This is a genomic window from Nostoc sp. CHAB 5715, from assembly GCF_020829685.1.
Taxonomy (GTDB): domain Bacteria; phylum Cyanobacteriota; class Cyanobacteriia; order Cyanobacteriales; family Nostocaceae; genus Nostoc.
The window spans coordinates 1-13,812 of the sequence record NZ_JAIVFR010000058.1 but is presented as its reverse complement, the minus strand read 5'-3'; the positions used below and the strand labels follow the sequence as shown (position 1 = coordinate 13,812).

Genomic DNA, 13,812 nt, shown 5'->3' with positions numbered 1-13,812 from the left:
GAGCCAAGAAGGTGTCAAATCACTAGCACAAGCTTATCAGAATTTTCTGGAAACTCAAGAACCCGATGCTGTCTCACTGACAGACATTTGTTATACAGCAAGTGTGCGACGCACTCACTATGAACACCGTCTGGCTTTGTTGGCTGATTCTCCCAGACAACTCCAAGAAAAGTTACAAGATTTTTTACAAAGCAAATTAGAGACTAATCAATCTTCTAATCGCAAGCATCGCCGTCCGAAACTAGTTTTCGTTTTCTCCGGTCAAGGGCCGCAATGGTGGGCGATGGGACGGGAGTTACTAGAACAAGAACCAGTCTTTCGCACCGTTATAGAAGAATGTGATGCCCTAATCAAATCTCATACTAATTGGTCTTTGTTAGCAGAATTGACAGCAGATGCCTCTCAATCTGGTTTGCAAGAGACAGAGATTGCCCAGCCAGCAATTTTTGCTCTGCAAGTGGCACTTGCTCGTCTGTGGCGTGCTTGGGGTATCGAGCCAAAAGCAGTAGTGGGTCACAGTCTGGGTGAGGTCGCAGCAGCCCACATTGCTGGCGTTCTGAGTTTAGCAGATGCCGTGCAGCTAATCTGCGATCGCGGTCGCTTGATGCAACAAGCTACTGGCAATGGCAAAATGGCAGCAGTGGAATTGTCGCCGAAAGATACAGAGTATTGGTTGCGTGGGTATGAGGGGAGACTAGCGATCGCTGCTATTAATAGTCCCACTTCCACAGTAGTTTCGGGAGAATCTGCTGCTATAGAATCATTTCTAGAGTTACTCCAACGCGAACAACCAAAGGTTTTCTGCAAGTTGCTACCTGTGAATTATGCCTTCCACAGCCCCCAAATGTTACCCTTTGCTAAGGAATTGGTAGAAACACTAAATCAACTCCAGCCACAAGCAGCAAAGATTCCCATCTTCTCAACCGTCACAGGTCAATCTAGAAATGGTGCAGATTTCGATGCCGCCTACTGGGGACGTAACCTACAGCAACCCGTCCGCTTTGCACCAGCAATTGAGGAACTGGTAAATGCAGGTCAAACAATTTTCCTAGAAATTAGCCCCCACCCAGTGCTTTCGGGGTATATTTCACAGTGCTTCAGTCATCTTGGTCAAGAAGGAACGGTATTACCCTCTCTGCGGCGCGGTCAGCCGGAACGGGCAACGCTACTTAGTTCTTTAGGCAACCTTTACAATTTAAGATTTACCGTTGACTGGGAGCAACTATATCCATCTAAATGTCAGGTTGTTAGTTTACCATGCTACCCTTGGCAGCGCGAACGGTATTGGTTTGAACCAAAACCCCAACAAAAGCTATCAACTGGCAAGACAAATCTGCATCCGCTACTAGGTCAAAAGTTACGTTCAGCCATCAAGGAGACTTTATTCGAGTCCGAATTGAGCATCAATTTACAGCCCTTTCTAGTTGGTCATCAAGTTTATGGCATAGTGGTTTTGCCAGGAGCGGCTTACTTGGAAATAGCTCTAGCTGCGGCGAAGGTAGCTTTTGGCTCAGGATCTTCTCTCCAGCAGGTATTGATTCAGGAACCACTAATTATCCCTGAAGATGCTAGTCGGGTTGTCCAGTTAATTCTGACACCTGAAGGTGTTGGGCAAGCTTCTTTCCAAATATTGAGCCAAGCAGATGATGCAAGCTCTTGGATACAGCACGCAACTGGAAAAATTCAGGCAGGGCAGACAAACTCAGGAGAAATTGTTTCTCTCAAAGACTTACAGGCACGTTTTCAGGAAGAATTATCGGCCAAAACATACTATCAAAATCTACGAAATCGGGGATTGGAGTATGGAGAAAGTTTTCAAGGAATTGAGCAACTCTGGCGACGCGATGGAGAAGCTCTGGGGCGGATTCGGCTGCCATTAGGATTAGTTTCACAAGCCGCAGCTTATGAGTTGCACCCTGTACTAGTGGACTCTGGTTTCCAGCTTTTATTTGCTACCTTAGCTGATGTTGCCGAAGAAGATACTTATCTCCCAGTCGGGTTGGATAATCTGCGGGTATACCGTCGCCCCGAAAGTCAATTGTGGATTCATGGTCAAATACGTCCCCAAGATAGCTCAAATCAAGAAACCCGCATCGGCGATCTGCGGCTTTTTGACGATGCTGGACAGGTAATAGCAGAAATTGAGGGTTTGCACGTCAAGCGTGCCAAACGTGAAGTAATGCTGCAATTTGCTCAAAAGAACCTAAATAATTGGCTTTATGAAGTAGAATGGCAACCTAGAGGGCGTCAATCCAATTTGGCTAAATCTGCGCCAAATCATCCAGGTAGCTGGTTACTCTTTGCTGACCAAGAAGGCATAGCAGCAGCCCTAGCAGGACTTCTGGAAAGTCAGGGCGAAACTTGTGTTATCGTCTTCCCCGGTGAAGGATATAAGTTATCGAAGACAGGACATTACACAATCAATCCTGCCTGTGCAGAAGATTTTCAGCAGTTGTTCCGTGAGGTATTACAGACATATAAAGCCCCGTTGCGTCGAGTAGTCCACCTATGGGGATTGGATACTCCTTCTTTAAAAGAGATCACCGGAGACTCTCTTAAAAACGCTCAGACATTGGGTTGTCAAAGTGTACTGAATTTGGTACAGGGGCTGACCCAGGTTGAAAAATCAGTGTCTCCCCGGCTGTGGTTGGTGACACAAAATACTCAACCCGTAGAATCGTCAGCTACTCCCTTAGCAGTGGTACACTCAACCTTGTGGGGATTAGGTCGAGCGATCGCTCTAGAACACCCGGAAATTTGGGGAGGAATGGTAGATTTAGCGGCGGGCATCTCTGGTGATGAAGCTGGCACACTGTTTACCGAAATTTCCCAGCCGGATAGAGAAGATCATTTAGCTTTCCGCAGTGGACAGCGTTATGTCGCCCGCTTGCTTCAAAGTAGCAGTAAGTCAGCAGCGCCTTTATCCTTGCACAACGATGGCACTTACCTAATTACTGGTGGTCTGGGTGGTTTGGGACTGAAACTCGCTGAGTGGATGGTGGAGCAAGGAGCGCGGCACTTAGTATTAGTAGGACGCAGTGGTGCTACTGATGCTACCCGCAAAGCTGTGAACCAGCTAGAACATTCTGGTGCTAAAGTTTTGGTGGCTAAGGGAGATGTTTCTCAACACAGAGATGTTAGCAATATCTTGGAGAAAATTTCCGAATCAATGCCGCCATTGCGAGGCATCATCCATGCTGCGGGTGTTCTCGACGATGGAATGCTGCGCCAACAAGACTGGGAACGCTTTACTAAGGTGATGGCTCCAAAAATCCAAGGAGCTTGGAATCTGCACGTCTTAACGCAGAACTTGCCTTTAGACTTCTTTGTGATGTTTTCATCAGTTGCCTCCTTGCTTGGCTCACCAGGACAAGGAAACTATGCCGCCGCCAATGCTTTTTTAGATGCACTTGCCCATTATCGCTACGCTCAAGGATTACCAGGGTTGGCTATCAACTGGAGTACCTGGGCAGAGGTGGGAATGGCCGCTAACTTGGGTAGTCAAGAGCAACAGCGCCTGGCAGCAATGGGGATGGATACCATTGCACCACAGCAAGGATTACAAGTACTAGGACAATTACTTCAACACTCATCTGCCCAGGTTGGGGTAGTAGCTGTGGAGTGGTCGCAGTTTATGCAGCAATTTTCTGCTGATACCGTCCCAGCGTTGCTTACCGAGTTAGGCTCACAACCCAAAGCTGAACCACCATCGCTACAACAGCTAGAGTTTATCCAGAGATTAGAAAAAGTTTCTGTGCGCGATCGCCAAGAAATGTTACTTGCTCACGTCCAAGACCAAGTTGCTAAAGTTTTGGGTCGAGGTTCGTCTCATTCCTTAGAACCGCATCAAGGTTTCTTCGACATCGGTATGGACTCTCTAACCTCCGTCGAGTTGCAAAAGCGTCTGCAAACTTCTCTAGGGCGCTCTCTGTCTTCAACATTAATCTTTGACTATCCAACTCTCGATACTCTTGCTAAGTATCTGGCTAATGAGATGTTTTTTGTGGAACAGTCTACAGAATTGCCCACTGCGATCGAGAACAATCATTATCAACAGACTATCACCTCGGCAGAACTCAAACAGCTTTCAGAAGAAGATGCAGAAGAATTACTGCTCAGGGAATTAGAAAGCATTAGGTACTAGTACTCGACCAACCCAAAATTGCTGGGTGAGGGTGGGGAGTAGGGAGTAGGGAGTGGGGAAAAGTTTTTTCGTTTTGTCAAATTTTTGGATACCTAGCAAAGTTGCTTTGGTGGACTACTTACTTAACCAACCCAAAATTGCTGGGTGAGGCTTTTCCTTGAATCGCGGCTTTGTACGAGCAATAACCAAGTTTAATTTACTTATTCCCTATTCCCTATTCCCTACTCCCTACTCCCTACTCCCTACCTACGCAAATAAATTCAAAAATCAAATCGGATTCCTATAGTTCGCCAATTTTTCACCTCCTATAGTTCGCCAATTTTTCACCTCCTATATATATAGAACGTATTGATATGAGTAACAATTTAGAAAACTCCCAACCTCTATCCCCAACAAAACGCGCTCTTTTGGCCTTGCAAGAAATGCAAGCCAAACTAGAAGCCAACGAACGTGCTAAGACAGAACCAATAGCCATCATTGGTTTAGGTTGCCGATTTCCAGGAGGCAGCAACGATCCAGAATCATACTGGCAGATGTTGCGTAATGGGATAGATGCCATTGTAGAAGTACCCCTAGACCGTTGGGATATTGACGCTTATTATGACCCAAATCCTGATGCTACAGGGAAAATGTATGTCCGCAACGCCGGGTTTTTAGATCAGGTAGATCAGTTTGACCCGCAGTTTTTTGGGATTGCGCCTCGGGAAGCTGTGAATATGGACCCGCAGCAACGACTACTTTTAGAAGTGAGTTGGGAAGCCCTAGAAAATGCTGGGCTGGCACAGGACAAGCTAGTTGGTAGTCCAACTGGGGTTTTTGTCGGGATTATGAATCTGGATTATTTTCAGGTAGCAGCCAACGACCCCAGTCTCGCCGATGCCCATACTGCCACAGGTAGCGCTTTTAGCGTGACTTCTGGTAGATTGTCTTACACTCTAGGTCTACAAGGGCCAAGCATGGCAATAGATACAGCCTGCTCGTCGTCCTTAGTGACCGTTCATATAGCTTGCCAGAGTTTACGTACAAGAGAGTGTAATTTAGCTCTGGCTGGGGGAGTGAATTTGATTCTGACACCAGTGGTAACTATTAATGAATGCCGAGCGAGGATGCTAGCTGCCGATGGTCGCTGTAAAACCTTTGATGCTGCGGCTGATGGCTATGCACGGGGAGAAGGGTGCGGGATTGTAGTTCTCAAACGCCTAAGTGATGCGATCGCTGATGATGACAATATTTTAGCCCTAATTCGGGGGTCGGCAGTCAATCAAGATGGTCGTAGCGGCGGGCTGACGGTTCCCAATGGCCCATCTCAGCAAGCAGTTATCCGCACAGCTTTGGCTAACGCTGGGGTAGCGCCCAATCAGGTGAGTTACGTAGAAGCCCACGGCACAGGCACATCACTAGGAGACCCCATCGAATTGCGAGCCTTAGCAGCAGTACTAGGTCAAGGACGCTCTCCAGACCAGCCTTTAATAGTTGGTTCAGCTAAAACCAATATAGGACACTTGGAAGCAGCAGCTGGAGTGGCAGGTTTAATCAAGTTAGTGCTGGCTCTGCAACATCAAGAAATACCACCTCATCTACACTTACATAACCCTAATCCTTATATACCTTGGGCAGAACTGCCAATCAAAATTTCCACAGAACTTACTCCCTGGTCTTCGCCCAACGGATCGCGCATCGCGGGTCTGAGTTCCTTCGGTTTTAGTGGCACTAATGCTCATTTGGTGGTTGAAGAAGCGCCAACCCGTCAGCAAAAGCCAAAGGAAGTAGAACGTCCCTTACATCTGCTCAGTCTCTCGGCAAAAACTGAAGGCGGATTACAAAAGTTAGCCAGTAAATTTTACACCGCATTCAAAGCCTATCCCAATCTGAACTTAGCTGATGTCTGCTTTAGTGCCAATACAGGTCGCTCTGTATTTGCTAATCGCCTAGCAGTAATAGCTGAAAATTCAGATCAGATATCCGAACAGCTAGCAGCCTTCAGCAGTGGTAATCATCTATGGGGAGTATTGAGTGGGCAACCTCAAGACAGTCGTCGGCCCAAGATCGCCTTTTTGTTCACCGGACAAGGTTCCCAATATGTAGGCATGGGATACGAACTTTATGATACCCAGCCGACTTTCCGCCAAGCCCTAGAGCGCTGTGATGCGATCTTGCGCCCTTATCTGCCAAAACCCCTGTTGTCTGTAATTTATCCCGCAGCAGGTGAGAATTCCCCCCTCGACCAAACACTTTACACTCAGCCAGCTTTATTTGCCTTGGAATATGCCCTATATGAGTTATGGCGGTCTTGGGGAATTGAGCCAAATGCCGTGATGGGTCATAGTGTCGGCGAATACGTAGCAGCTTGTGTAGCTGGGGTGTTCAGCTTAGAAGATGGGTTGAAGTTGATTGCCGATCGCTCCCGTTTGATGCAAGCATTACCAGCAGGGGGTGAGATGGCGGTGGTATTTGCATCGGAAGCGCGGGCGATCGCTGCCATCACTCCCTATACTCAGCAAGTGGCAATCGCGGCGGTTAATGGCCCACAAAATATAGTCATTTCCGGTGAAGGGGTAGCTTTACAGGCGGTGTTAAAGGAATTAGAAGCCGAAGGAATAGTGACTCGTCCCTTAACAGTATCCCATGCCTTTCATTCCCCCCTGATGGAGCCGATGCTAGCAGATTTTGAGCAGCGAGCAGCAGCAGTCACTTATGCCACTCCCCAGATAGACTTGATTTCTAATGCGACTGGACAACTGGTGGAGGGGGCAGAAATAGGTCAAGCCAGTTATTGGCGTCGTCATCTGCGGCAGACGGTGCGATTTGCCGCAGGTATACAGACTCTCCTTGCCCTTGGGTATGAACTGTTTGTGGAAATTGGCCCAAGTCCCGTACTTATAGGTATGGGGCGGCAATGTTTACCAGAAGAAACTGGGGTTTGGTTATCAACCTTGCGCCGTGGGCAAAACGATTGGCAGCAATTGCTCCAGAGTTTAGCATCGCTGTATGTCCAAGGCGTGAAAGTGGACTGGTCTGGCTTTGACCACGATTATCAGCGCGATCGCCTCCCTCTGCCTACCTATCCCTTCCAAAGAAAACGTTATTGGGTGGAGAGCCAAGCACTTAAGCAGCCAGAAGTACAGATTGTATCAAACAAAAATGTTGAAGACCCAATTCACAATCTTTTACAATCTGGAGATAGCCAACAACTAGCTCGGAAATTAGAAATAGTTGAACAACTACCAGCAGCACAAGTGCAATCCATCCTGGAGAGTATGCAGCTTGCTCAACTTTCTCAACGTATTGTCCAGCTTTCTCCAGACAGATATGAGCTACTTAAACAGTTGCTCTTACAAGATCAGCAGCACTTGATTCTGGATTATCTGAGTGATTCATTATACGAGGTACAGTGGCAACTTCAAGAGCGTTTGATACCGCCTATTGCCGTTAAGGAGCCGGGTAAATGGCTGATATTTGCAGATCGGGCTGGCGTGGGACAGGCGCTAGCAGAACTGTTGCGATCGCGCGGTGAAAAATATGTGATGATTTATCCTGGCGAAGCCTATGAAATCTTAGAAGCTGGACATCGGAAAATCAACCCAGCAAATCCTCAAGACTGTCAACGACTATTGCAGGAAACTCTCGGAAATAATGGTCTGTCGTGTCGGGGAATACTGCATCTGTGGAGTTTAGATGCAGCAATGGATGAGCAAATTACACCATCTTCTTTAGAGAAGGCGCAACTACTCGGCTGTGGCAGTGTGCTGCATCTTGTTCAGGAACTGGTAAAACAGAGCAACTCAGTATTAACCCGGTTATGGTTAGTAACTTGTGGAACTCAAGCAGTAGAAACAAAACCTGCTTCTGTAGCAGTAGCTCAAGCACCTTTGTGGGGAATGGGCCGGGCGATCGCGCTGGAGCATTCTGAAGTTTGGGGAGGGTTAATAGATTTAGATCCTAGTATCTCTAGCGATCGGCAAGCTCTTTCTCTATTAGCAGAAATTTGGCAGCCTGATGGCGAGGATCAACTCACCTTACGCGGGGAAAAACGCTATGTTGCTCGTTTGGTGCGTAGCAATAAACTGCCATCTAAACCTGTACAATTGCAAGCTGATGGTACTTACCTAATTACTGGCGGTTTAGGCAGTTTAGGGCTGAAAGTTGCCCAGTGGCTGGTAGAACAAGGAGCGCGAAACTTGGTGCTAATAGGCCGCCGGGGTCTTTGCGATCGCACCCTATGGGCAACTTTGCCAAAGGATACCGAAATCTGGGAACAGGTGCAGGCGATTCAAGCCTTAGAAAATATGGGTGCTAATGTCGTCATCGCTCAGGCTGATGTCAGCAACCAAGCTCAAATCTCTGCGGTTTTTGAACAGTTACACAATGCTCAAATTCCTTTAAAAGGAATTGTTCATGCTGCTGGGATAGCTGAGTATCAAGCCTTACAAGACATCGACCTTAAGACTCTTGAATCCACCTTGCGGCCGAAGGTAGCGGGTGGGTGGCTTTTACATCAACTTAGTTTGGGGATGAATTTAGATTTCTTCGTTTGTTTCTCCTCAATTGCTTCAGTATGGGGTTCTAGAGGACAAGCACATTACGCTGCTGGCAACCACTTTCTCGACACCCTTGCCCATTATCGCCAAGCCTTGGGAGTACCAGCTTTAAGCATAAATTGGGGGCCTTGGGCAGGCGGTGGGATGGCTTCGGAAGAAACCCAAACCTTATTGAAGCGGATGGGGTTAGAACCTTGGCAACCAGAAGAAGGAATTGCAGTCTTAGCAGAGCTTTTGGGTACAAACATTGTCCAAACAGCAGCAGCTAAGGTTGACTGGAATATCTTCAAACCAGTTTATGAAGTCAAGGGAGAGCGACCACTACTCAAACAAATTGCAACACAGCTACAAGAACAGAGTGAAGTGCAGCCAGCATTGCGCCCACAGTTTTTAGAGCAATTGAAGGCTCTACCAGCCAATAAACGTCAAAGTTTCTTAATTGCTCATCTGCAAAGCCAAGTTGCTCAGGTTTTAGGACTAGAGCCATCCCATCTGGTAGAAGTACAACAGGGCTTTCTCGAACTAGGCATGGATTCCTTGATGGCTGTGGACTTGAAGAATCGCCTTGAAGTCAGTTTGGGACAATCCTTAAGTTCAACACTAGTTTTTAACTATCCAAATATTGAGGTTTTAGCTAATCACCTGGCTACCCACATTCTTTCCCTGGAGCCATCGACACAACACGAGTTACAAAAAGATACCAAAGAATTGTCTGAAGCTTCAGTAGAGCTAGAACAATTTTCTGAAGACGAATTGGCTTCATTACTAGACGCAGAATTAGCCGCCTTGGTTAATTAAAGGTCTAGGGGGGTGGAGGTTCCCATAACGCAAGTTGACTCTTTGATCAATTCTGATTTTTTCTTAACCCTACACCCCTTCTTCAAAAGATTTTCAGTCTACTGCATCAAAGATCCTCGATTTTTTGATAACTCTTTAAACACCCTCAGAAATTATTAAAATGAGTAATATTCCCGAAACTATTGATCATCGCGATCGCTTAAAAAATGCACTGCTGGCAGTTAGAGAAATGCGCTCTAAGCTTGACGCAATGGAGCGTGCCAAAACAGAGCCAATTGCCATTATTGGTATGGGTTGCCGACTTCCGGGTGCTAACAATCTGCAAACTTTCTGGTCTTTGCTCCATGATGGAGTGGATGCCATCACTGAAGTTCCCAAAGACCGATGGAACATTGATGAATTTTACGATCCAGACCCTGATGCACCAGGAAAAATGTATGTTAGAAATGCCGGTTTTCTAGACCAAGTAGACCAGTTCGACGCCCAATTCTTTGGCATTACCCCACGGGAAGTTGAGAACATGGACCCCCAGCAACGGCTGTTGTTGGAGGTCAGCTGGGAGGCGGTTGAGCAGGCAGGCATTGCACCCGATCGCTTGAGGAATAGCCAAACCGGCGTATTTGTCGGGATTACTACCAATGATTATTTGCAACTCCAAATTGGCTCTAGCGATCGCAGCAAAATCGATGCCTACAGTGCTACGGGTAATTGTCTTAACGCTGTAGCTGGTCGCTTATCCTATACTTTAGGTCTACAGGGGCCAAGTATGGTGGTAGATACGGCTTGCTCATCTTCACTGGTAGCCATCCATTTAGCTTGCCAAAGTCTACGTAGCCAAGAGTGCGATCTAGCCTTAGCTGGTGGGGTGAATCTCATCCTCTCACCAATTGCTACCATTGCTACTTGTCGAGCCAGGATGTTAGCCCCCGATGGTCGTTGCAAGACTTTTGATGCTGCTGCGGACGGCTTTGCCAGGGGAGAAGGGTGTGGGGTTGTTGTCCTCAAGCGCCTTAGTGATGCGATCGCTGACGGTGACAATATCTTAGCCCTGATTCGGGGATCGGCGGTCAACCAAGATGGCCCCAGTAGTGGTTTGACAGTTCCCAATGGAGTCGCCCAGCAAGCACTGATCCGTAAAGCCTTGGCTAACGCTGGGGTAGAGCCTGGACAAATCAGCTATGTAGAAGCCCACGGTACAGGAACATCTTTAGGAGATCCGATCGAAGTCGAGTCTTTGGGGGCTGTGTTGTGCCAAGAGCGATCGCCACAGGAGCCTTTAATTATTGGCTCGGCAAAAACCAACATTGGTCACTTGGAATCAGCAGCAGGGGTGGCGGGACTGATCAAGGTGGTGCTGGCACTGCAACATCAAGAGATACCCCCTCATCTGCACCTAAAAAATCCCAATCCTTTCATCCCGTGGGCAAAGCTACCAGTGCTGGTGCCAACCGGGCGATCGCCTTGGATTTCTGGAGATAAACCCCGGATTGCTGGGTTGAGTGGGTTTGGTGTAACTGGTACCAATGCTCACCTGGTCATCGAAGAAGCCCCTACCCACCAGCAGCAGCCCAGTGAAGTAGAACGCCCCCTACATCTGCTCAGTCTCTCAGCGAAAACTGAAAGCGCATTACAGGAATTAGTTAGTAACTTTTACACAGCCTTTAGAGCTAATCTTGACATAAACCTAGCTGATGTCTGCTTTACTGCTAATACAGGTCGCTCTGTATTTACTCATCGCTTGGCAGTGGTGGCTGAAAACTCAAATCAGGTGTGTGAACAACTAGCAGCCTTCAACGTTGGGCAAAATACTGGTGAATTCCTCAAAGGGCAAGTTGACAAATCTCGTCAACCCAAGGTGGCCTTTTTGTTTACCGGACAAGGTTCGCAATACGTAGGCATGGGACGCGAACTTTATGATACCCAGCCGACTTTCCGCCAAGCCCTAGAGCGCTGTGATGCGATCTTGCGCCCTTATCTGCCAAAACCCTTGTTGTCTGTAATTTATCCCGCAGCAGGTGAGAATTCCCCCCTTGACCAAACACTTTATACTCAACCAGCTTTATTTGCTTTAGAATATGCCCTATATGAGTTATGGCGCTCTTGGGGAATTGAGCCGAATGCCGTGATCGGTCATAGTGTCGGCGAATACGTAGCGGCTTGTGTAGCTGGGGTGTTCAGCTTAGAAGATGGGTTAAAGTTGATTGCCGATCGCTCCCGTTTGATGCAAGCATTACCATCAGGGGGTGAAATGGTGGCGGTGTTTGCGTCGGAGGAACAGGTAATTGCGGCGATGCCTAATACTCAGCAAGTGGCGTTGGCAAAGCCCGCCGTAGGCATCGCGGCGGTTAATGGCCCGCAAAATGTGGTTATTTCAGGCGCATCGCCATTCGTACAGACACTGTTGCAAAAACTGGAAGCACAAGGAATTGAGTCCCGAAGCTTACGGGTTTCTCATGCCTTCCATTCTCAAATGATGGAACCAATTCTGGCAGAGTTTGAGCAACGCGCTAGTGAGTTAATCTACCATGAACCCCAAATAGATTTAATTTCCAATGTGACTGGACAACTGGTGCAGGAAGCAGAAATTGGTCAAGCCAGTTATTGGCGTCGTCATCTGCGGCAGCCAGTACGATTTGCCGCAGGTATACAGACACTTCTTGCACAAGGTTATGACCTATTTGTAGAAATTGGCCCACATCCAGTACTTATAGGCATGGGGCAACAATGTTTACCCGATGGCGTGGGAGTTTGGTTGCCTTCTTTACGTCGTGGACAAGACGATTGGCAGCAGTTGCTCCAGAGTTTAGCGTCGCTGTATGTTCAAGGTGTGAAGGTAGACTGGTCTGGCTTTGACCACGATTATCAGCGTAGTCGCGTACCTCTGCCTACTTATCCCTTCCAGCGCCAACGTTTTTGGATTGATACAGCAGTCACTAAGCAAGAGTCAGTTCCAGTTCAAAAGCCAGAAATTCCTGCCATCAGCATCTCTGATACAACCTTAGAGGAGCGTATCTTGGCTCTAGCTGCTAAGACAACTGGACTCAAGTTAGAGCAATTAAATTTGGATATTTCTCTAGAGGCAGACCTGGGATTGGATTCAATCATGATGATGCAACTGATGAGCGGTCTGATAAAATTGGTTCCAGCAGACCAACAGACAGCATTTAGTAGCAAGTTCTCTTTGCGGGATTTGATGCAGTTGCAGACATTAAGACAAGTAATTCAGATATTTGAAGAGTGGCAAACCTCGGATGAGCAAAACATCGTCAGTGGTGAAGAGGCTGTAGTTATTAACCCAGAAAAAGTTACTAGACAGGGCGAAATAAATAATGTAGAAATGCTTCATGGACAGTATTTTCACTTGTTAGGTCACTGGGTGGTAAATTCCAACAGCCTGTTTTCTAGTTTGCGTTTACAAGGGCCTTTCGACTTAGATATTGCTTGGCAGAGTTGGAAAGACTTACTATCTCGGCATCCCATGTTGCGATCGCGCTTCCATGTCCCAGAAGATGCAACTCGCTTTAATGAATACTTAATGGAAGTTATCGAAGATCCAACTCCTCCAGAAATTCCAGTTACAGATATTAGACATCTTGACAGTGATGCTAAAGAGCAGGCTGTACAGGCAGAAGTCGATCGCTGGTTAAATTATGAATGGCCGCTAACTCAATGGCCATTGCATCAATTTTCTGTATTGCGCTTAGAAGATTCGGTATATCAGTTGTTTTTAGGCAACGAACACCTAATTTCTGATGCTCTGGGAAATCATCTCATATTGCGTGAATTTCTAGAAATTTATCGCGCATATATTTGCAACGAGCAGCCTGATTTACCTCCAGCTACAACCTTAGAAGATTACCGCCAATTAGTGCAAACCATGAACGCTTGGCACGATCCCGAATCAGACCGAGCGCTGGCAGCCTACACTAGTAGCCAAGGTAAAGATTCTTACTTCTGGAACCCCAAAGGCGATATTGTTGACCACCCACGCCCCCAATTCCACACTCAACGGTACATTTTAGGACGCGATCGCACTGCTAAACTAATTGAATGTACCCGTGACTGGCGATTACCTGTAAATTCTTTGTTGCTGGGAGCTTTTCTGCGAGCCGTTGTCAAGTTGCAGCAGTCTTCACAATCTGTAATCGTTCAAGTTCCTACAGGCGGTAGAGTTTATCCTGGCGCAGATGCAACTGATGTAGTCAGTAGTTTCGCGCAGAATTTAGCTCTGAGTTTTACGCCACCACAACCAGATGAAGATTGGCAAATTCTGTTAAACCGTGTGCATCAAGAAGTTCAAAATGGCATTGCCATCGGTATAGACCGAGCGCA

3 protein-coding genes are annotated in these 13,812 nt (G+C 47.2%); all 3 read left to right on the top strand.

What is annotated here, in order from left to right:
* Positions 1–4,144: SDR family NAD(P)-dependent oxidoreductase (locus tag LC574_RS05285; RefSeq protein ID WP_229451832.1), on the top strand; the 4,144-nt coding region annotated here is incomplete at its 5' end.
* A 353-nt stretch (positions 4,145–4,497) separates the two neighbouring features.
* Positions 4,498–9,480, top strand: coding sequence for a type I polyketide synthase (locus LC574_RS05280; protein ID WP_229451831.1), 4,983 nt, complete (start codon positions 4,498–4,500; stop codon positions 9,478–9,480).
* A 160-nt stretch (positions 9,481–9,640) separates the two neighbouring features.
* On the top strand, positions 9,641–13,812 hold a 4,172-nt coding region (locus LC574_RS05275), incomplete at its 3' end, for a type I polyketide synthase (RefSeq protein WP_229451830.1).

Coding starts and splice junctions, on each gene's coding strand:
- LC574_RS05280 (WP_229451831.1), top strand. CDS start 4,498: ATGAGTAACAATTTAGAAAACTCCCAACCTCTATCCCCAACAAAACGC.